Origin of the sequence: Mycobacterium mantenii, from assembly GCF_001667865.1 — a bacterium.
GTDB classification, from domain to species: Bacteria; Actinomycetota; Actinomycetes; order Mycobacteriales; family Mycobacteriaceae; genus Mycobacterium; species Mycobacterium mantenii_A.
This window is the reverse complement of sequence record NZ_LZJP01000093.1, coordinates 14512-34642: the sequence shown is the minus strand read 5'-3', so window position 1 is coordinate 34642 and position 20131 is coordinate 14512. Positions and strand designations below refer to the sequence as shown.

Below are 20131 nucleotides of genomic sequence, written 5' to 3'. Positions count from 1 at the left end.
GGACTTCCATTCGCGAAGGAGACAAGCACCATGACCTTACCGATTGTGCGCCGCGGTGCGCCCCGCATGCATCCGACGTGGCGCCGCGGAAACTGCTGCGAGACAGGGAATTGATCCATGAACACCGCACTTGTCGCGACCACGCTGGTCACCGCCGCAGTCACCGCCGCGATCGCCGTGGCCGACCTCATTCCAGCGCGATTCGTGCTGGCCAACTCCGCCCAGGTCGGCGTGCCGCGGTCGTGGCTACCGGCGCTGGGCGGGCTGAAGCTCGCCGGGGCCGCCGGAATAATTGTGGGCCTGCTGGGCCTGCGGGAATTGGGAATCGCGGCCGCCGCCGGCCTGGTCCTGTTTTTCGTCGGGGCGGTGGTGACGCACCTGAGGGCACACGTGCTGTACAACATCGCGTTTCCCGGCGCGTACCTGTGCCTGTCCGCGGCGTCGCTGGCGCTGATGGTCGCCCGGTGAGACAAGCCCGAACGCGGTGAGTCAGGCGGGAAAGTACCTGATCCGGGTGATCGCATCGCCGCGCCAGGCCACATCGGCGAACACGATCGCCCGCCCGTGCCCCGAGTTGAGTGAGACCGCGACGGTGGGGCCCGCGCTGATCATCTTCGTTGCACCGGCCCCGTCCAGTTGTTCCACCAGCTCGGCCAGATCGAGCGGATCACGGTCACCCAGCGTCAGTGCGCCGTCCGATGACAGCGCCCGCGCGGCGGAGAACTTGTCGTTGCGCGCCGCGGCGTCGAGAAACGTCGTCACCAGCCGCTGGTGGCGCGCACCCACCCGCCGGAATCCGCTCACAAAACCCGCGGTCCCCCGCCAGCCTTGGTTGCTCAACAGCGCTTTGGACAGGTTCAGCGCGGGCCGCAGGGCACCCGAGCCGGTGCGCAGGAACTGCAGCATCATGACGGGCAGTTCCCAATAGGCCCGCAATTCACCAATCTTCCACTCGCCGTTGGTTTCTCGAAGGTCGTAGCGCAGGAACGCGGGAATATACATCGTCACGGCCGAGCCCATCGCCACCTCGAGCTCGAGATCGCGCAACACCGTCGTGCCGACCACGATGTCGAGATCGCGGTGGAACCTGATGTCGCGCGGACCGATGAACGTGTCGTAGAAGCGGCCGATCTGCTCATGCCCGACGTGCGGTCGCGAACCGACCGGGTCCTCGATCCGGCCGTCAGCGGTGAACAGCCCCACCCACCCGGCGCGGTCGTGCGCGGCGGCCGCCTGCGGCGAGCGCTCCACGGCGGCGAGCAGATGTTGCCGATCCAGCGGCACCACCATTACGGTCCCCCCACCAACTCGATGCCGGCGGAGCGCATTTCCGCCAGCGCTGCGGCGCCCGAGTCCGCGGCCGCGGCCGCGGTCAGGTCCACCAGCACCCTGGTGGTCAGGCCCGCCGCCGCCGCGTCCTCGGCGGTCCGCCGGACGCAAAAGTCCGTCGCGATGCCGACCACGTCGACCTCGTCGACCCCCCGCTGCCGCAACCACTGCAGTAGCGTCGTCCCGTTCTCGTCCACGCCCTCGAAACCGCTGTACGCCGCGGCGTAGGCGCCCTTGCGGAAGACGGCATCGAGGTAGCCGGTATCCAGATCGGGGCGAAGATCCGCGCCCGTGCTTCCCGCGACGCAGTGCACGGGCCACGAGGACGAATAATCCGGCCGGTCGGAGAAATGATCACCCGGGTCGATGTGGAAGTCCTGGGTAGCCACGACGTATCGGTAGCCCGGGTCGCCGGACAGATAGGCGTTGATCGCGGGCGCCACCGCGACGCCGTCGGCCGTCGGCACCGAGCCGCCCTCGCAGAAATCGTTTTGCACGTCGACGATGATCAACGTTCGCACGCGCTCCACCCTATCGGTGCGCACCTATGCCGCTCTAGCTGGTGATATCGGCGCCACGGTTTGCTCGACAGGCAGCCGGGTAATACACCGGCCATGGTGCTCAGGAGAATCGCGCGACCCCTGTTGTCAGTGGCCTTCATCGGGCAAGGAGTCAATTCACTGCTCAATCCCAAATCCGCGGCGGAAGCCGCGGCGCCGGCCGTCGACGGCCTGCAGGCGTTGCCGGATTCGGTGAGCAGCAGCATTCCCAGCGACCCTGAGACGGTCGCGCAGATCACCGCGGCCGTGCAGATCGGCGGCGGCCTACTACTTGCGACTGGCAAACTTCCCCGGATCGCCTCGGCGGCGCTCGCGGTGACGGTGTTGCCGGCCAACCTGGGGGCGCACTCGTTCTGGAACGAAAGCGACCCGGTGGCCAAAGCCCAGAAGCGCCAGCAGTTTCTCACTGACCTCAGCCTGCTGGGCGGGCTGTTGATCGCCTCCGCCGACACCGCCGGCAAGCCGTCACTCGGGTGGCGTGGCCGGCGGGCGGCCGAACGGCTCTCCGAGCGGGTGTCGTCGGCGCTACCCGGTTCCGACGACACCGATTTCTCCGAGCTGGGTGAACGGATCGCGCACGGCTTGCAGATCGGCGCCGAACGCGGCCGCGAACTGGCCAGCACCGCCGCCGAACGCGGCGCACCCTACGCCGAAGCCGCGCTCGAGCGCGGCCGCGAACTCGCCAGCACCGCCGCCGAACGCGGCGCACCCTACGCCGAAGCCGCGCTTGAGCGCGGCCGCGAACTGGCCGGCACGGCGGCCGACCGCAGCCGGCCGCTGGCGAAGAAGGCCCGCAAGCGCGGGGAGGAATGGGCCGACGAGGCCGCCGACCGCGCCGCATATCTGGCCGAGAAGGCACGCAAGCGCAGCGAGGAACTTGCCGACGAAGCGGCCGATCGGGCCGCGCCACTGGCCAAGAAGGCCCGCAAGCGCAGCGAGAAGCTCGCCAAGAAGACACGCAAGCGCACCGAGAAGCTCGCCGGCACGGCCCGGGCGCGTGGCGAGGAATTCGCCGAAACCGCCCGGCAGCGCGGCAGCGATCTGGCCGACACCGCGCGCGAGCGAGTCGGCGGTCAGGTCGAGACCGGCCGCCGCAAGCTCTCCTGGTAGTGGCGCAAGCCGACGGTAACCAGCGCTAGTCGGGCCAGCGGGTTCGCAGGATCTCCGGCGCCCACGTGGGCCAGTCGGGTTTGCCGATTGTCAGCCCGCCGCTGAGCCGCGCGATGATGCGCGGGCCACGCAGGCGGCTGTTGTCGTAGACCGTCGTGAGATCGGACAGGGCGATCGCCTCGGCGACCGGCGTCCACAGGCGGCGATGGCGCTGACGGATCTTGGCTTCCGGCACGTCGTGACCGCCGGCTTGCACGCGGTGCCGGACACGTTCGACCGCAAGGTCTTCCGGAATGACTACCACGTGCAGGACGACCGTAAAGCCGCCGTTGCGGGCGGCGTGGATCAGGTCCAGCTTCGAGGGGTGAGAGAACACGGTCTCGGCAATGAAGGACCGGCCCAGGTCAATCAGCTTTGCGCGGGTGTCGGCGGCGATGCGCGCGGCGTCGTAGGAGTGCGCCGCCGCATCCTGTGGCCAGCGCTGCCTTGCGATTTCGTCGGCGTTGACCACGAGGCTGCCCGGCAACAGCGGCGCCAAGGTGAACGCGATGAACGTCGACTTGCCGGCACCGTTGGGCCCGACGACCAGGTCGAGTCGATCCATCGGAACGCCGCACCGCCGGCCGGTGCCGGGTCAGCGCCCGCCCGCGAGCACCACCGCGGCGCCATCGGGGCGGTACTCGACGATCTCGCCATCGTCGTTGAGGGCGACCGTGGTGACGCCCTGCCCGGCCAGAGTCGCCCCGTAGTTGGTGCGTGCCAGGCTTTCTTCGATGGCCGCGGAGATCTCGGCGTTGAACACCACGCCCTCCTCGACGGTGAGCTCGCCGGTCGCGAGCTGGCCGGCGAGCGCGGCTTCCACCCGCCGCCGCGAGGCGGTGTGCTGGCTGGACACTGCGCGCCCGACCCGAGCCCAATGGTCGAGTTGCTGCTTGGCCGAGCGGCTCTGCCGGGCGCCTTCCGCCGCCGCGCTGTCCATCAGGTCGGACGCAACCCGCGTGACACGATCGAGGGCCTCCGCCATGGCTTTCCTCCAATGCAGCACTCCGTTACAAGCCGTAGCATAATGCTACACGGAACGGTTGCGCCCAGGCTACTCGCGAGCCTTCACGACGGCGTCCACGATCGCGTCGACGTCGCGACCGACGTCGACGGTCGTGCCGGCCTCGTTCGAACCCAGTGGCTCCAGGGTGTCCAGTTGCGACCGCAACAGCGCGACCGGCATGAAGTGGTCGGTCCGCGCCGCCAGCCGGGCACCGATCAGTTCCGCCGAACCCGAGAGGTGCAGGAACTCCACGGCCGGGCAGTGCGCGCGCAGCTGGTCGCGGTATCTCCTTTTCAGCGCCGAGCAACTCACCACGGCCCCGTCGCGGTGGGCGGCCAACCATTCGCCGACCCTGTCCAGCCAGGGATAGCGATCGCCGTCGTCGAGGGGCTCACCGGCCGCCATCTTGGCGATGTTGGCCGCCGGGTGCAGGGTGTCGGCGTCGATGAACGGCACCCGCAAGCGTTGGGCGAGCGCCGCCCCCACCGTCGACTTGCCCGATCCGGAGACGCCCATCACCACGACGGGGGCCGATCCGCTCACCCGGTGCGTTCGCCGAGGTTGCGGTTCCATTCCAGCCAACCGACCCCGCTGCGCCCGTCGGCTGTGCTGATCGTGGCCCAGACGCGGGGAAACTGGCTGACCCGCCCGTCCGTCGCGACGAGCCGGACCGGTGCCTGACCGCGCACGTCCACGTCGGCGGTGATCGCCCCCGGCTCGAGCACCAGTGTTGCGTCGAGCGGTAGCCCGTTGCCGGCGAAGGATTCTCGCGAATCAACGGTCTGCAGCTCGGTGACCTTGCCGTCGGCCCCCTGCTCATAGCCGATGCTGAATGCGGGCGCGCCGGGAATCCGGATGTTCACCGCGTGCAGATGCGTGCCGTCGTCCAGGTGCAGCGCGCTCCACATCCAATCCATGCCCCACCAATCGCGCACGCCCCAGGAGTGATCACGCTGGCCGGGAACGGAATCCACCCGGTAGCCGGTGCCGTCGATCGTGACACTCCCCGAGACGGTGCACGGAATCTCATAACGCGTCGTCAACCCGTACTTGTACGGGGTGCCGTCGGTGGCCCACACCAGGTTCATCGTCAGCTCGACCGGGGTGGCGGGCTCGCCGGTCAACAAGGCCGACGGATCGGCGTAGGCCTGGCCGCGCGCGCGCACGTCGACGCGATAGGTCTGCAGGGGCGCGTCGGCGGCGTGTACGAGTTCGAAGTCATCGGTGCGCACGGCCCACGGGTCCGGCGGCAGCGGCACTTGCGCGTCGACGGCGACGGTCGGCAGGTCGGGGCCGCACAACAGCACGTGCACCCACGCGGTCCGCTCGTTGGCCACCCGGCCGAGGCGGAACCAGCCGCCCAATCCCTGTGCCGCATCGGCGAAGTCGGCGTACCAGCTTTCGCTCCACAGCGGTTCGGCGGTGGGGTCGTGGGCCAGTTCGTCCTCCGGCGACGGCAGCAACGGTTCGGGTGCTACCGCGGCGGGCAGCGTCGACAGCGCATCTGTGTCGAGGACATGGTCACAATGCCGGCGCAGCATCGTCATGAACATCCGGTCGCCGCGGTCGGTGCGCTCGACCAGCATCGACGAGACGATCGCCATCATCACCCCGAAGAAGCTCTGCCGGCGCACACCGTCGGCGACGTCGGCCAGCGTGAGGGGTGCCTCGGGCCCCAGCGCCTCGTGGTAGGCGCGCAGCAGCGCGTCGTAGTGCTGCCGGCGATCCTCGGTGGCCAACGCGCAACCGAGGAAGTACGCCAGGTCGGTCAGCGCCGGACCCCAGGACACGGTCTGCCAGTCGACCACCGTCAGCGCGCGATCGGCGCCCTCGGTACCGAACAGCATGTTGTCCAGTCGGTAGTCGCCGTGCACCAACCCCTGGATCCGGCCCGGACCGGACGCCTCGGCCTCCTGGGCCAGGTAGCCGTCGAACGCGGCAACCAGGCGTTCGCACACCACGCGGTGCTCCGGTGCGATCTGGTCGCCGTAACGGTCGACGAAACCGGCGTACAGCGGGGTGATCATGGCCTGGCTCAGTGGGGCCTCCCGGTTGAGCCACGGCGCCTCGGCCAGCGAGGGGTCGCCCAGCAGCGGTCCGTGCAGCCGTCCCAGTTCGACGACACCGAGGCGGGCCTGTTCGATTGTGGCGCCGGCGATTTCGTCGCCGACAACGGCCGGCCCGGCGTCGCCCAGCAGCAGGTCGAACACGCCCGTCGAGGTGTCGACCGCGGCGTGGTAGCACGGCGCTATGGGTCCACCCAGGCGTGGCGCGACGTCGCCGTAGAAGCGCACCTCGCGCTCATAGAGTCCCAGCGCCAGCCCGGTCTGCCGGCTCACCGGATCGGTGGCCGCGACCTTCAGCACCACCGACTCGGGCCCATTCGCGGGCCCCTCGGCCTCGGCATAGCTGAGCCGGACGCGGTAGCACTCGCTCATCTGGCCGGTGCCGATGCGCTCCACCGAGAAGTCGGCGATGGGTCCGGTGCCGATCACCGCGGCCAACCAGGCGGCGGTGAGGTCAGTGGGTCGTTCGATGACTTGCTCGGTCTCGGCATGCATGAGGGTTAGCGTGCCAGGTCACTGCGCCAGTGAGAAGCCGTCCCAGGCCATCCGCCGGTGCGGGTGTGGATCGAACTCGACGCGAGACTTGCGGTCGAAAACCATCACCGCACGTTCGTCGGCCGTGTAGAGGGGCCAGTCCTCCCCCGGCACGCCGGTTCGGCTGAACGCGCGCCAGCGCCGTTGCACCTGATTGCTCACCCGCAAGGCGCCGCGCCGATCCGCCGCCGCGGTCAACAGCGCGCCGAATCTGGTGCGGTAGACGTCGAAAACGGCGAGCAACTCGGTGGCGTGGGTGGCTCCGAAGCCGGACCAGCGCAGCGTGCGCGGCGCGTAGTCATACCGGTAGAGGTAGGTCGGCGCGTGCGTGCCGTGCGCCTCCGCGATCTGCCAGGCCGCCGAGGCGAACGCGAAATCGCCGCCGAGCTGGATGCACGCGGCCCGCTCGGGATAGTCGGGATATGCGGCGGTAATGCGTTCGCGTACAGCGGGTTCCGCCTCGGCCAGCAGTTCTTCGACCATCGTCTCGTTGGTCGGCAACATCGCGAGGAAGCGGGTGAACAACCGCCCTTCCTCGGCGTTCGTGCCCACGATCAGCGGGACCCGGTGGGCCTCACCGCGCCGCATCGCCTCGACCGGATCCCTCGGCAGGATGTCGTCGCCGAAGACGGGGCCAATTGGGAAGGCGCCCAGCCTCTTCTGCATTCCCTCGTCGATCAATCGGTGTTGAGTCTCCACCAGTTGAGCCGCGGACGCCTGCATCAGTGCGTTCGCGGCATCCTGCTTGCGCACCCCGAGCAGGTTGGCGAACCGGTTCGCGAACTCTGCGGCAACCTCTTTCGACCGCACCAAACCCGACGCCGGGCTTTCCGAGATCGCGCGGGCGAACAAGCCCCGAGCGGCGGGCACCGCCAGCAGCGAGGCGGTGATGCACGCGCCCGCGCTCTCGCCGAAAATGGTGACGTTGTCGGGATCGCCGCCGAATCCCGCGATGTTGTCGCGAACCCACTGCAACGCCAGCACCAGATCGCGCAGGTACAGGTTGCTGTCGATGGTGACCTCCGGCGTCGACAGCGACGAGAAGTCCACACATCCAAGCGCGCCGAGCCGGTAGTTCACCGAGACGTAGACACATCCCCGGCGTGCCAGCGCCGCGCCGTCGTACAGCGGTGTTGCCGAACTGCCCAGGAAGTAGCCGCCGCCGTGGATGAACACCATGACCGGCAGCGGCCCCTGGGTGTCGCCTTCGGGCGCCACCACGTTGAGGGTGAGGCAGTCCTCGCTCATCGGCTGATAGCGGCCACCCAAACCTGACATGCCGAGCAGGGTGTAGCGGCGCTGCTGGGGCGCGCAGTTGCCGAAGCCGTGGCAGTGCCGAACACCCGACCACGGCAGCGCCGGCTGGGGCGCCCGGAAGCGCAGGGGTCCCACCGGCGGGCGGGCATACGGGATCGACCGCCACCGATTGACCCCGTCGCGGGTGAAGCCTTCGACGGTGCCGATGGCCGTGCGTGCGCGGACAGTGCGGTCATGCATCATCCGACGGTAACCGAAATGACGGTGATAACGCGCGCGCAGCGCCTTATTTGCCCGGCGCGGCGGTTAGCCTGACTGGATGCGGATTGCCGCGCTGCTCGCAGCGTCGTTACTGGTCGCCGGGTGCTCACACACTACGGGCGGCCATTCACAGCCAAGTTCGAGCACCACCCAGACATCCACGGCCGCCGGCGCGCCGGGAAGCAGAGCGCCGGGACCAACCGCCGCGCCGGGTGCCAAGGCGCCGATATCGGACGTCATCACCTGGATCGAGGCCGGTCACCCGGCCGATCCGGGTCGCTTTCACACGGCAACCCGCGACGGCACGGCCACGCCGTTGGGCGACGACATCGCGCTGACGGCCATGGGCGGCAAGGTTTCCTGCATGACCGATGCCAAACACACCGGCAACGCCCTGTTGTGCCTGGTGAGCTTGACCAATCCCCCTCCGGCGCCCGCGACGGCCTACGGCCAATGGCACGGCGGTTGGATCAGCTTTGACGGGGTGAACCTGCAGGTCGGGTCCGCCCGTGCGGATCCCGGTCCCTTCATCAACGGCAACGGCCCGGAACTGGCGATTGGGGATTCGCTGTCGTTCGGTGACTACCGGTGCCGCGCCGATCAGGCCGGCCTGTATTGCGTGAACTACGCGCACCAGTCGGCGGCCAAATTCGGTCCCGCCGGTATCGAGCCGTTCGGCTGCCTGAAGTCGACGCCCCCACCGGATGGCGTCGGCACGGCGTTCAGCTGCTGAGGCCGGCCATGATGGTGGCGAAAAGCTCGCTCATTTCGTCACCGGGACCACCGGGCACGGTGTAGCCGGCTTCGTCGCGGATCTCGTCCAGATGGTCGCGCACCTCCTCGACGGAGAGTGCGGGGCTGTAGAAGCCCTTCGTCCGTCCGATGAAGAAGCGCGAAACATGGCCCGCGCCAACGGTGTAGATCTCCCCCGACACCGGGCAGTCACGATGCGTCAGGAAGGCCGCCACCGGAGCCACCAGCGCCGGGTCAAGCTTCTGAAGATATTGGCCCACAAGGTCATCCAGCACCGCCTGGGCGTCCGCGTCGTCCGGCCGGACGGCACCGTCCACGGAGTGCGCCAGCATCCGGGTGTAGGCGATGGGGGCGATGGCGTTGACCTTGATGTCGCGGTCGGCGGCTTCGGCGGCGAGAACCCGGGTCAGGCCGATCAACCCGGTCTTGGCCGAGCCGTAGTTGCTCATACCGGGAGCCCCGAGTATTCCCGCGGCCGAACAGGTATTGAGGATGCGGCCATATCCCTGTTCGTACATCACTTTCCACGCCGGCCTCGTCACGTAGCAGGCGCCCTTGAGGTGCACGTCCAGCAGCGGCTCGAACCGATCCGCGGTCATGTCCTCGAACGGTGCGTCCCCCACGATGCCGGCGTTGTTGATCACGATGTCGACTCGGCCCCACGCGGTCAGGGCGGCGTCGATAATCGCCTGTGCGCTTTCGGGATCGGTCACACTGTGACTGTCGGCGACCGCCTCACCGCCCAACCCGCGGATCTCGTCGACGACGGCGTCCGCCGCCGCGGCATCGGAGCCGTCCCCGGTCACCGAGCCGCCGATATCATTGACGACGACGCGGGCGCCGCGTGAGGCGAGCAGCAATGCGTACTGTTTGCCCAGACCGCCACCGGCGCCGGTGATGACGGCGACCTGGTCGTCGAACCGCAGCTCGCCGGTCACCAGCTCACCGGAAGTTCTTTCATGCCATAGATGTTGGCGTCTTTGAACCTCAGCCGCTCCAGCGGCACGGCCAGCTTGAGCCCGGGCAGGCGGCGTGCCAGCGTGGCGAACGCGACCTGCATCTCGACGCGGGCCAGGTTGGCACCGATGCATTGATGCACGCCATAACCGAAGCCCAAATGCCCTCGGGTATTTCGGTCGGCGTCGAAGGATCCGGGATTGTCGACGAAGTCGGCGTCCCAGTTTCCGGCCAGCAGGCTCATCATCACGTACTCCCCCGCGCGAATCAGCTGACCACCGATCATCAAATCTTCCGTCGCGATGCGGTCGACCTGGCTGTGCACGATGGTCAGGTAGCGCATGAGCTCTTCGACGATGTTCGCAATGACGGCGGGATCGTCGGTCTGCCCGAGTCGCTCGAACACGTCGGGATGTTCCAGCAGCACAACCGTTCCCAGCGAGATCATGTTGGCGGTGGTTTCGTGGCCGGCCTGCATCATGATCACGCTGTTCATGGCCGTGGTGGTGTGGTCGAGTTGGCCCGTCGCCACGTATTCGGTGAGCAGGCGGCTGATCAAGTCGTCACCCGGTTCGCGCGCCTTTCGCTCGACCAGCTCCTCGATGTAGGCGTACATGGCCCCGAACGCCTGGCCCTTTTCCTCGTCGGTGGATTTCTGGTCAAGCCCCTTCGTGGTGTTGTGCTGGAAGAGTTCAAGGTCTTCGGGCGGCACCCCGAGCAACAGCGCGATCACCATCGACGGAACCGGCAGGGCGAATTCGCGCACCAGATCGGCCGGGGCGCCGTGGTCGACCATCTGGCCGAGGTAGTGGTCGACCATGTCCTGAATGTGCGGGCGCATCGATTCGCAACGCCGAAAGGTGAAGTTGCCCGTCATCATGCGGCGCAACCGATGATGCTCGGGATCGTCGGTCCGCGCGAACATCACCGCGACCTTGTTGTCGGCGTCCGTCGGCAGGATCGAATCCGGAATGGTCTTCGCGGACAGTCGCGGATCCACCAGCGCCGCCCTGATGTCCTGGTAGCGGCTGACCACCCAGACCGGGTTGCCTTGGAACATTGCCCGTCGCAGCCCGGGCTGTTCGCGCCACTCCGCGAACTCGAGCGGGGCCGCGAGCGGGCAGCGTGCGGGCCGCGGGATGGGCAGCGCGGGGAGGCCGGCGTCGGATCGGACTTCGGAAGTTGTTGACATGGCCCACGTTTCCCATTAAGTGTCAGATGTCTGCCAGTTGTAGAGCGTAAAGCGCCAGTTGTTGGCAGTCAACTGTCAGTTACGCTGTCACCATGACCGCGGTTGAGGACCGGCCGTTGCGGGCTGACGCGGCGCGCAACGTCGAGCGCATCCTGCGCGCGGCGCGCGAGGTCTATGCCGAATCGGGACCGGACGCCCCGGTGGAAGCGGTCGCACGCCGCGCCCGCGTCGGCGAGCGCACCCTCTACCGCAGGTTTCCGGCGAAGGCGGACCTGGTGCGCGCCGCCCTGGACCAGAGCATCGCCGAGGACCTCACCCCGGTGATCGACCGCGCCCGCCTCGCAAAGGATCCGCTGCGCGGCCTGACCGAACTGATCGAAGCGGCGATATCGCTGGGGGCGCGGGAACACCACCTGCTGACCGCCGCGCGCCGGGCCGGGTCGCTGACGTCCGACATCTCGGTGTCGCTCAACGCCGCGCTCGGCGACCTCGCCCGCGCGGGCCAGCGGGCCGGCAGCATCCGCGCCGACCTGGTCACCGACGACCTGCCCCGCCTGGTCGCGATGCTCTTCGGCGTGCTGTCGACCATGGATGCGGACAGCGACGGCTGGCGGCGCTACGTCGCCCTGATCGTCGACGCGATATCGGTCAACGAGCGGCAGCCGTTGCCGCCGGCCACCGCCTTGCGATATGAGGTGCAGCCGGACAGCTGGCCGCTGTGAATGCGCGGCCGCTCAGCTCGCCGGCAAGCCCGCTTTGATCGCGGCGTCCTGCTTACGGGCGAGATCGAGCATGACGTCGGCCGGCGTGGGATTGCCGATGACACAGTCGGATTCCAGGTCGACCATGGCCCTGCCCTCGACGAACACCACCTCGGAGATCTCCATCGGGTTGGCCGGGTCGGATCCCTGGCCGATCACCATGAACCCGTTGGTGCCGACGTCGATGGGCTGCTGCTGGCCGTTGACCTTCTTACCGACGACGTCACGCATGTTCGCCGCGGTCTGGGCGGCCGTGCCCGCATCCGGAAAGACCGCGATCGTGTCGACGATGGTGCGCTTGCCGTCGGGGTTCTTGAAAACCTGTCCCACACCGGTGATGCCGCTGGGATTCTGGCTCGGCGGCCCGTCGGCGGTGGCGTTGGGGCCGATGTCGGTGGGCTTGATCAGCAGGTTGCTGTAGTCCGCCGGGGCTCCCGGTGAGGGCGGGGCCGCGCCGGCCGAGGGGGTGGACGAGGCGGCCGAGCTGGACGACGCGGCCGAACTCGAGGACGCCGTCGAGCCCTTGTTCCCGCCGCAGCCCACCACCGTCGCGCCGATCAACACCGCGGTCGCTGTCAAGCCGATTGCGGACGTCCGCACCGTGTTCATCAGGGTCTCCTTCTGAAGTCAGCTATTTGTATCCCTTACCCCGCACGTCGGCAGCGCGAACACGCAGAATTCGGATGCCGAGCATCATCTGGGCGCCAGCCTATGGCGTTGACACGATCTCGGTAAGTGCGGCCGTTTCGGCGGCGCCCGTTGGCCGCTCGGAGTGCTAGTTGATGGTCACCCCTGCGTCGACCTTGAATTCCAGTCCTGTCACATATCTGGACTCATCGGACAACAGGAACAACACCGCGCTGCTGACGTCGGCGGGCTCCACGGCCGGCGTGGGCATCGCGTTGACGAAGATCGGAATGAGGTCGGACCGTTGCTCGCCAAGGAGGGGCCCGAACGACGGCGGAACCATCCCGGTGGGGACGCCGGTGGGAAGCACGGTATTGACCCGCACATTCTGCGCCGCCAGCTCATTGGCCAAGGCCAGCGTCAAGCCGACGACCCCGTGCTTGGCCGCCGTGTAGGGCGTCTGCAGCGGAAATCCCTTGATGGCACCGGCAGAGCTGATGTTGACCAGGCTGCCCCCTCCCCGATCGAGCAAGTGGGGTATCGCGGCCGCGCATGTGTTCCACACGCCGATGAGATTGACGTCTACCACCGTGCGCCACTGCTCGGCAGTTGTCTGGTCCCAGGACGCCACCGTGAGCACGCCCGCGTTGGCTACCGCGCCGTCGAGGCCCCCCCAGTTCGTCGACGCCCTCGTCGACCGCCGAGCGCAGCTGCGCCTCGTCACGAACGTCGACGACGCGACTTATGCAGCGCTGGCCGAAATCTTCTACCAGCCTTGCCGTTTCGGCTAGGTCGTCTTCAGTGGCCATGGGGTATTCGACCTGCGGCAAGGATCGACAGATGTCGACCAGGATGAGCTCGGCGCCCTCCTGCGCCAACCGCACGGCATGACCACGCCCCATACCGCGGGCGGCACCGGTAATCAGAATGCGCTTACCGGCAACGCGTCCCGAATGTGGTGTCACGCCACGGTCCCGCCTACCGCTCGTCCCACATCAGACCACGCATCGTCGCGGACAGCGGAATGTCCTCCACCGCAATCAGCCCGGCGGGCGCGCGGCACACCCAGTCGATGGCATTTACGGCGCGGCCCGCCGTCGAGATGCAGCCGGCGTCAGTGGAATCGAAGAGAGGGTGCGAAACGTGGGTGTTGATCTCCACGCGCGGTTCGCCTTCCACGACGACGCGGTGTACGCCGGTGTGCCCCTCGGGCGGGAACTCCCAGTCCGGCGCCGCGGCCTGAGTGAGCCTGGTGACGTGCTCGAGGGTGATCACGGGCTTTTCGTCGCGCACGCCCTCCGTGGCGAATCGGACCGCGCCCATCTGCCCCGGCTCCACCGTCATCATCGTGCACTCGATTCGTTCCGGCGTGTACCAGGGTTCGACCCGCTGGCGCACGTCGTCGAGCTTGATGTCGAGATTGTCCGCCAGGCTGCGGACCTGACCTCCCCACATCGACACGATCACCCCGGGCAGGAACATCATCGGCGAGTCGTCATCCGGTGTCGTCCCGAAACCCATTGCCGCGCCGGTGAACTCGGCGTCATCATAGTTGCCGTAGTCGAAGATCTCCTGCACGGTGATCGACGAGATGCGGGTGGTCAGGCTGGCCGCCGAGTGCACCAGCGTATCGCCGGAGAAACCGGGGTCGATGCCGTTGACGTAGAGCGAGGTGTTGCCTGCTGCACAGGCACGCTCCAATGGCTCCCGCAGCCAGTCGTCGGCATGGCGAGGCGTGACCAGCCAGACCATCGACGTCCCGACGACGTTGATGCCCGCGGCAAGGAACTTGGCCATCTGCTCGATTGCCTCCATCGGCCGCGTCTCACCCTGAGAGGTGTAAACCACGCAGTCGGCGCCGAGAGCCACCAGCGCGTCGATGTCATCGGTGGCAACGACGCCACTCGGCTTGTCCAGTCCGCACAACTGCGCCGCATCCTTGCCGATTTTGTCGGAACTGGCAGCGTGCACACCGACCAGCTCGAGATCCGGCCGGCCGATGACCGCCCGCAATGAATGCCGCCCCACGTTACCGGTGGAGAATTGAATGACTCTGCGCATGGCTATCCTCGTCCTTCCGGCGGTGGGTGATGACCCATCATGACGCGTTCAATCGGAGCGCAGGTCAGTAATCGGGTATCGGCAGCGGCGAATTGTTTGAGTCGATGCCGCCATCGACGTGGAACGTCGCGTTGGTCGCATAACAATCGCGGGTGGACAGGTACACCGCGAGCCGTCCGAGATCTTCGACATCGCCCAGCCGATGCAACGGTGTGGCCTCTTGCATCTTTTCCAGCGACCCGGGCATCAAGTCCAGGCTGCCCTTCAGACCGTCCGTGGCGAATGACCCCAGGGCAATGGCGTTGACTCGAATCTTCGGGGCGAGTTCCTGTGCCATGGCGCGGGTAAGCGCTTCGAGGCCGCCCTTCGCAACGCAATAGGCGGTCAGCGCCCTTATGCCGAATCGCGCGGAACCCGACGAGATATTGATGATGGAACCGTGTCCGGCACTGAGCATATGCGGCGCCACGAGCTGACTCATGATGAAGGCGGAGGTCACACACCAGTCGAAAGTGTGCCGGAAATCTTCGTCGGTGATGTCCAGGAATCGCGCGTAGGTCGACCCGCCGACATTGTTGACCAGAATGTCGATGCGCCCGAAGCGCTCCGTGGCCGTGTTCACGACCCGTTCTCCGTCCGAACGATTCATCGCGTCCGCAACGAGCGCCAGCCCTTTGCCGCCCGCGGCCTCGATACCCTCAATCGTGCCAACGATATCCGCCTCGGTGCGCGCGGTGCCCACGACTGTGGCGCCCGCCTCCGCCAACACCCGGGCGATGCCTGCCCCGACACCTTTCCCGGCACCCGTGACGATCGCGACCTGTCCGTCCAGCCTGAACTGCTCCAATGCCATGCTGGGCTCCTTCGGCCGCGTGTGACGGGTGCGCCGTTCAATCTATGAATATTGCTGACTAAAGTCAACGAATTTTCACGGACGATATCTGCCGTAGTGCGGGCAGCCCAACAATGATCAAGTTATGCGAGCCTTTTCGGCCACGACACGGCATAATGGTCAAGTCAGCCTCGAAGCTCTTACATGAGTCAGGTCAACTGTTAGGAAGAAAATGGCTGTGACGGATAGGCTGTCGGCACGAGAAGCTAAGCGCCTGCAGACGAGGGAGCGATTGATGGGCGCCGCGATCGCGGAGTTCGCCCGCGCTGGGATGGCCGAGGCCGATGTCGGTGCCATTGTGGCCGCAGCGGGTGTCGCCCACGGGACCTTCTTCTTCCACTTCCCCACCAAGGAGCATGTGCTGCTGGAGCTCGAGCGCCGCGAAGAGGACCGCATCGCCAAACAGTTCGCGCACTTCTTGAAGTCCAAGCACGATCTTGTCTCCGCATTGAATGAGGCGGTCCGCCTGGTGGTTGGGTTGGAACGCAGACTGGGTGATCTGCTCTTCAATGACTTTCTCGCGCTGCACTTCTCGCAGACCCGTCCGCAGACCGAAGACGGCAGGGATCACCCCCTGATCGTCTTGGTCGCCCAGGAGATCGCGCTGGCTCAAGAACGCGGCGAGACGGATTCCCACGTCAATGCCATGAACAGCGCGGTGTTCTTCTTGCTGGGTCTCTATGCCCTGTTGATCACCACCAACCACTGGCCGACTGGCCACACCCTGCTGGAAGACTTTGTCGCAAGGACCTTGCGAAGTTTGATGCCCTGATCGACCTAGGGTCGTATGACGCCACGCAGCGGCATAAGCCCAAGTTCGTTGTGGGACATGAACCCCGGCGGCGCGTCGCAGACGGCGGGTATGGCGTTCGCGGGGCCCATCGCGGTCCAGGTGTAGCCGGGCAGCGCGTAGCCGCCATTCGGGTCCTGTGCGCCCTGCAAGATCAGCTCCGTGGACGAATCACCCTCAATTACTATTCGGTAGTGGTAATGCTGAGGCCAATCCTCCTGCGGTTCAATGGCATCGAAGGTATCCATTGTGTATATCTCGTGAAAAATGACGAGGGGCCTACCGTCCACCCACGCCGTCCATTTGTGATGCTGACGGGCGACGGTGCCCTTCTTGATCACGCCCCTAAAGCCCGGCATGTCGCTGGTCTCCCCCCCTTCGAAGGGGATGTCGCGCGTGGCGGTTCCTAGCTCCACCTCGGTCGTGTATCTTTCGACTGTCTTGCCCATTCCCTCCACAACCATTGCCATCGACTGTGCGAACAACGGCCATGCTTGCCCCAACAGATTCGGGCCATCCTCAAACCCGGCAGGTTCGCTCCCCATTCCCATCTCATACAGGTACTTCAGGGTGTCCCGCCCGAAATTCACCACCTCGTAGATGTGAATCGTGTCGATCTGACTGACGATTCGGGCCAGCGTCAGGACGAGAAGGTCTCCGGCAAAACCCGGATTGACACCACCCGCATGGAACGACGTGCCGCCCTGGTGGCATGCGGCATCGATCTTGTCGATGTCCGCCTGGCTATGCTCCGTTCGATACCACCATGCGCCACCCGACGCGACGACGTTCTTGCCGCCGCGGAGTATGCGGCACACCTCGTCGGGGTCAGACCATAGTGGTGCATAGAACACGCAATCGGCGTCCAGTGCCTCGATTGCAGCCTTGTCGGTGGTCGCCAGTACACCGGTCGGCGCTTTACCGCAGAGTTCACCGGCATCCTTGCCTACCTTCTCCGGACGATTGCACAGCACGCCGACCAGTTCGTAGGCCGGGTTGTGCACAAAATGACGGAGCGCAATCGTTCCGACATTGCCTACGCCCCACTGGATTACGCGGTACTTCTTCTCCGCCGGCGACCTGGGCGTCATTGCTACTCCTTGCATAGCCGAAGGGCTGAATGCTCGCTGCAGCGTAGGCGCGCCGCGGACAGTGTGTCAACGATTCGGGGCTGACTTTCGTCAGTAAAATGTTGTCGACACCGCGGCTCGTAGGACAGTGCCGCATGCAAATGCCGCTCGCTGTGCTGCGCGCTAATAGGGTGAAGTTGTAGCGGCAGCAGCAGTTTGGCCCAACATCATGGAGAACCTGGTGGAGATCTTCTACTGACTGTAGTCAGCCTGTTATAGTTCACAAGACCGATCCAATCAGTGTCGATGACGGGGAGGGCTCATGAATCTGCCGAGGCTGCACCAACGCGAAGCCGGCACCGGCCCGGCGGTCGCGTCAGGCGGTGCTGTCTCACCGAGTCTGACAATCGACGAGCACATGGCACGCTCACAACTCGCGCAGCGCCAGGCCGACAAGTGGCTTATCTCGGGCAGTCTCTTGATCGGCACCGCGGCCCTCGGCGTCTTCGGCTTGCCGCTGTTCCTCTGGGGAGTGCGGTTGCTGCGCCGCGCTCAACGCGACGGCCTCTCTGTGCGGCCGATGCTGGTCACACTGCTCGGTTACCTCGTCATCATCGATGCCGCCATCAACACCGTCGGATGGGCGCTCGACCTGGTGGCAAACCACACCATTCTGGCCCGCGTGCTGCTCAACGGGTGGGGCAACATGTTCGACGCCGGTTACTTCTGGCACTACAACGAGCTATGGGTCGGGGGTGCGGCCGGCCCCGGTGAAAAAGCCTTGGAAGTCGGTCTCATCCTGACGGTCTTCACCATGCGAATCGCGGCTGCCATCGGCTTTCTGCAGATGAAGCGTTGGGGTCATCAGTGGATGGTCGTCACCTGCTGGATGGGTGTGGTGATCTGGATTACCTATGTCTTCAACATGACGATGTTCGCCGACGTGCGCTTCGCCGGCGTCGTGCTGCCCGTCGTCGGGTGGTGGCTCTACGACATCTTCTACATCACCCCCTTCCTCGCCATCCCCTATCTGCACACCGTCAACCGCGAACTCTTCTCCGACTGAAATGCGCTACCCAGAATCCAGCCGACAAGCCGATCGCCGGGCAATCCCGGTGCATCAGGAGAGTTTCGAGTTCTGAGCATGTATCACTTGACTACGTCACCGAGGAGGTCAAATCGTGGGCTATGTGTGGGAGATCCTTCGCTACGTCGCCGCGTGGGGCGGCACCGGATTGATCATCTGGTTTTGGTATTGGCTGTTCTCCAACATCGGGACGTTCTGAACCGCGGACCGGGTAGGCGAAGCAAGCGGGATTCGGTCAATGGCTGAACTTTCCGATGGCTACGCGATGGCACTGGAACGCAGTTGTGCCGTGACGGCGGTCGCGCTCAGCGAGCAACGCCGCGAAGGTGTCCGGCTCGTCACGGGCGACCGGCGGGGTTTCGGTTTAAACGCCACACTCACCTTCATTCATGTCCCCTACCCGTCCAATTGGAGACGCAGAACACTGACATGCGGTGTGGCCCTGCAATGTTCGCCCTCGAAAGAACGCATCATCGAATATCGCCTCAACGAGCTATCCGCTCGCGAACTGCGTGCGCTCACCCTTGTCGAGGCCGGCGTCGCCCTCGGCTGGATAGCATCGCGGTGGCCCGGGCTGTTACCCGAGATTCAACGAGCACTCCCCGACTTCGGAACCGAACCCGGCGACATGGATGGCGCCGAGATGCTCAACCGGGCAATCGCTTTGGCGGCCACCGGCAAGGCACTGACGATTCATCCGCTGCTGGGCACGTTGCCTCTCGCCTACACGGCGCCGCACGGATTGACCGATAAGTTGCGGCGCAGCTTCGGCCGGATGCCCTGGACGACGACGCAGAAGCGCATTCCACGGCCGTACTCGGTTCCCGTCGGCGGCGACGGCGGCGTCCGCAATCCCAACCTGCCACCACCGAGCCGGCCCCAGGACAACGATCTCGACGTCACACCGGAACACCGGCCCGGGATCCCCTATCCCGAATGGAACATGTGGACGCAGCGATTCATGCACGACCACGTCGCCGTCATCGAGCATGCCGACGGCCGGCGCATCCGCGGCCCCGTTCCGGTGGCCGTCGACGTACGCAAGTGGTTCGAGGAACACACCCATCGCGCGATGACCAACCGCCTCGAGGACGGCTCCGACCTCGATGTCGACCAATACGTCAACCACTATATTGACCTGTCTACCGGCGAAGCCAAGGAGCCGAGGGTATTTCGTGAGCTGCTGCCCAGCAGCCGCGACGTCACCACAGCCTTGCTGCTCGACGGCAGTTCGTCGTTGGGAGTGCATGGCGGCCGGGTTTTCCAGCTCGAATTATCGTGTGCTGATGCGCTTTCGCGTGCCATGACGCTGGCGCGCGAGCCCCATGGTGTTTTCGTCTTCACCGGCAACACTCGTCATCGTGTCGAAGTGCGATGCCTGAAGGATTTCGAAGACCGCCGGTTCGTACCGCCCAGCGGGCTGGGCCTGTCCACTCGCGGTTACACCAGACTCGGCGCGCCACTTCGTCATCTGACAAGTCGGCTGCTGGCCCAGCCATCCGAGCGCCGCCTGCTGATCATCATCGGCGACGGGCTCATCTCCGACGAAGGTTACGAGGGCCGTTACGCCTGGGCCGATGCCGCGCACGCCGTCGAGGAGGCGAACGAGGCGGGGGTGTCGATGTACTACGTGGGCGTGGGGCCGACGCGGGTCGATCCCCTCCCCGAGGTGTTCGGGCCCCGCCGGTCGCAGCGGATCCGGCGCATAGAGGAGCTGCCCCGGGTACTGGCCCATGTCCATCGTGAACTGGTCGCAGCGTGACCGCCGACCATCTGAGG

At 66.2% G+C, this 20131-nt stretch carries 20 protein-coding genes and 1 pseudogene; 7 read left to right on the top strand and 14 right to left on the bottom strand.

Annotated features, from left to right (window positions below; translation table 11 throughout):
* Window positions 1-117: 117 nt before the first annotated feature.
* Complete coding sequence (locus A5688_RS16490; RefSeq protein ID WP_067826508.1) at window positions 118-468, top strand: DoxX family protein; 351 nt, start codon at window positions 118-120, stop codon at window positions 466-468.
* Window positions 469-489: 21 nt separating this feature from the next.
* Here the strand turns inward: A5688_RS16490 and A5688_RS16485 are convergent, their stop codons facing one another.
* Both A5688_RS16485 and pncA read right to left on the bottom strand, forming a co-directional pair.
* Window positions 490-1290, bottom strand: a complete 801-nt coding sequence (locus A5688_RS16485) for a ketosteroid isomerase family protein (RefSeq protein WP_067826511.1) — start codon at window positions 1288-1290, stop codon at window positions 490-492.
* Window positions 1290-1850 (bottom strand): pyrazinamidase PncA, encoded by a 561-nt coding sequence (gene pncA, locus A5688_RS16480; protein ID WP_082955056.1) that lies wholly within the window; start codon window positions 1848-1850, stop codon window positions 1290-1292. Before pncA ends, A5688_RS16485 begins: the two co-directional genes overlap by 1 nt.
* 93 nt (window positions 1851-1943) lie before the next feature.
* Between pncA and A5688_RS16475 the strand changes: the two genes are divergently transcribed.
* Window positions 1944-2999 carry a DoxX family protein gene (locus tag A5688_RS16475; RefSeq protein ID WP_067826518.1) on the top strand — a complete coding sequence of 352 codons (1056 nt, stop codon included), beginning with the start codon at window positions 1944-1946 and terminating at the stop codon, window positions 2997-2999.
* 25 nt (window positions 3000-3024) lie between these two features.
* Here A5688_RS16475 and A5688_RS16470 read toward each other — a convergent pair whose 3' ends face one another.
* The 5 genes from A5688_RS16470 to A5688_RS16450 all read right to left on the bottom strand — a co-directional run bounded on the left by A5688_RS16470 (window position 3025) and on the right by A5688_RS16450 (window position 8141).
* Window positions 3025-3603 (bottom strand): AAA family ATPase, encoded by a 579-nt coding sequence (locus tag A5688_RS16470; RefSeq protein WP_067826521.1) that lies wholly within the window; start codon window positions 3601-3603, stop codon window positions 3025-3027.
* A gap of 30 nt (window positions 3604-3633) precedes the next feature.
* Window positions 3634-4023 carry a TA system antitoxin ParD family protein gene (locus A5688_RS16465; protein ID WP_067826524.1) on the bottom strand — a complete coding sequence of 130 codons (390 nt, stop codon included), beginning with the start codon at window positions 4021-4023 and terminating at the stop codon, window positions 3634-3636.
* Window positions 4024-4092: 69 nt separating this feature from the next.
* Window positions 4093-4587 carry a gluconokinase gene (locus A5688_RS16460; protein WP_067826527.1) on the bottom strand — a complete coding sequence of 165 codons (495 nt, stop codon included), beginning with the start codon at window positions 4585-4587 and terminating at the stop codon, window positions 4093-4095.
* On the bottom strand, window positions 4584-6605 hold the full coding sequence (locus A5688_RS16455) for a phosphotransferase (protein ID WP_067826531.1): 2022 nt from the start codon (window positions 6603-6605) through the stop codon (window positions 4584-4586). The genes A5688_RS16460 and A5688_RS16455 overlap by 4 nt, the downstream gene beginning before the upstream one ends.
* A gap of 18 nt (window positions 6606-6623) precedes the next feature.
* Window positions 6624-8141 carry a carboxylesterase/lipase family protein gene (locus A5688_RS16450; protein ID WP_067826690.1) on the bottom strand — a complete coding sequence of 506 codons (1518 nt, stop codon included), beginning with the start codon at window positions 8139-8141 and terminating at the stop codon, window positions 6624-6626.
* A 79-nt stretch (window positions 8142-8220) separates the two neighbouring features.
* On the opposite strand from A5688_RS16450, the gene A5688_RS16445 reads away from it, so the two are divergent.
* The gene (locus A5688_RS16445; RefSeq protein ID WP_067826537.1) at window positions 8221-8895 is read left to right on the top strand and encodes a hypothetical protein; all 675 of its coding nucleotides are present in this window, start codon (window positions 8221-8223) and stop codon (window positions 8893-8895) included.
* On the opposite strand, the gene A5688_RS16440 is transcribed toward A5688_RS16445, so the two are convergent.
* On the bottom strand, window positions 8885-9853 hold the full coding sequence (locus A5688_RS16440; RefSeq protein WP_242660280.1) for an SDR family NAD(P)-dependent oxidoreductase: 969 nt from the start codon (window positions 9851-9853) through the stop codon (window positions 8885-8887). The genes A5688_RS16445 and A5688_RS16440 overlap by 11 nt on opposite strands.
* Complete coding sequence (locus A5688_RS28160; RefSeq protein WP_067910674.1) at window positions 9850-11064, bottom strand: cytochrome P450; 1215 nt, start codon at window positions 11062-11064, stop codon at window positions 9850-9852. Before A5688_RS28160 ends, A5688_RS16440 begins: the two co-directional genes overlap by 4 nt.
* A gap of 92 nt (window positions 11065-11156) precedes the next feature.
* Here A5688_RS28160 and A5688_RS16430 point away from each other — a divergent pair, with 92 nt between their 5' ends.
* On the top strand, window positions 11157-11786 hold the full coding sequence (locus A5688_RS16430) for a TetR/AcrR family transcriptional regulator (RefSeq protein WP_067826543.1): 630 nt from the start codon (window positions 11157-11159) through the stop codon (window positions 11784-11786).
* 12 nt (window positions 11787-11798) lie between these two features.
* Here the strand turns inward: A5688_RS16430 and A5688_RS16425 are convergent, their stop codons facing one another.
* The 4 genes and pseudogenes from A5688_RS16425 to A5688_RS16410 form a co-directional block, all read right to left on the bottom strand.
* On the bottom strand, window positions 11799-12434 hold the full coding sequence (locus tag A5688_RS16425) for a hypothetical protein (RefSeq protein ID WP_067826547.1): 636 nt from the start codon (window positions 12432-12434) through the stop codon (window positions 11799-11801).
* Between the two features lie 166 nt (window positions 12435-12600).
* Window positions 12601-13354 (bottom strand): annotated as a pseudogene (locus A5688_RS16420) (mycofactocin-coupled SDR family oxidoreductase).
* A 76-nt stretch (window positions 13355-13430) separates the two neighbouring features.
* Window positions 13431-14513, bottom strand: a complete 1083-nt coding sequence (locus A5688_RS16415) for an NAD(P)H-dependent amine dehydrogenase family protein (protein WP_067826552.1) — start codon at window positions 14511-14513, stop codon at window positions 13431-13433.
* A 64-nt stretch (window positions 14514-14577) separates the two neighbouring features.
* Window positions 14578-15366 carry an SDR family NAD(P)-dependent oxidoreductase gene (locus A5688_RS16410; protein WP_067910677.1) on the bottom strand — a complete coding sequence of 263 codons (789 nt, stop codon included), beginning with the start codon at window positions 15364-15366 and terminating at the stop codon, window positions 14578-14580.
* A gap of 211 nt (window positions 15367-15577) precedes the next feature.
* On the opposite strand from A5688_RS16410, the gene A5688_RS16405 reads away from it, so the two are divergent.
* Window positions 15578-16177, top strand: coding sequence for a TetR/AcrR family transcriptional regulator (locus A5688_RS16405; RefSeq protein WP_067826557.1), 600 nt, complete (start codon window positions 15578-15580; stop codon window positions 16175-16177).
* A gap of 5 nt (window positions 16178-16182) precedes the next feature.
* Here A5688_RS16405 and A5688_RS16400 read toward each other — a convergent pair whose 3' ends face one another.
* Window positions 16183-17286 (bottom strand): NAD(P)H-dependent amine dehydrogenase family protein, encoded by a 1104-nt coding sequence (locus A5688_RS16400; RefSeq protein WP_067910680.1) that lies wholly within the window; start codon window positions 17284-17286, stop codon window positions 16183-16185.
* A gap of 397 nt (window positions 17287-17683) precedes the next feature.
* Between A5688_RS16400 and A5688_RS16395 the strand changes: the two genes are divergently transcribed.
* The gene (locus A5688_RS16395; protein ID WP_207546685.1) at window positions 17684-18331 is read left to right on the top strand and encodes a hypothetical protein; all 648 of its coding nucleotides are present in this window, start codon (window positions 17684-17686) and stop codon (window positions 18329-18331) included.
* A gap of 259 nt (window positions 18332-18590) precedes the next feature.
* Window positions 18591-20114, top strand: coding sequence for a nitric oxide reductase activation protein NorD (locus tag A5688_RS16390; protein WP_067826561.1), 1524 nt, complete (start codon window positions 18591-18593; stop codon window positions 20112-20114).
* The last annotated feature ends 17 nt before the right edge of the window (window positions 20115-20131 follow it).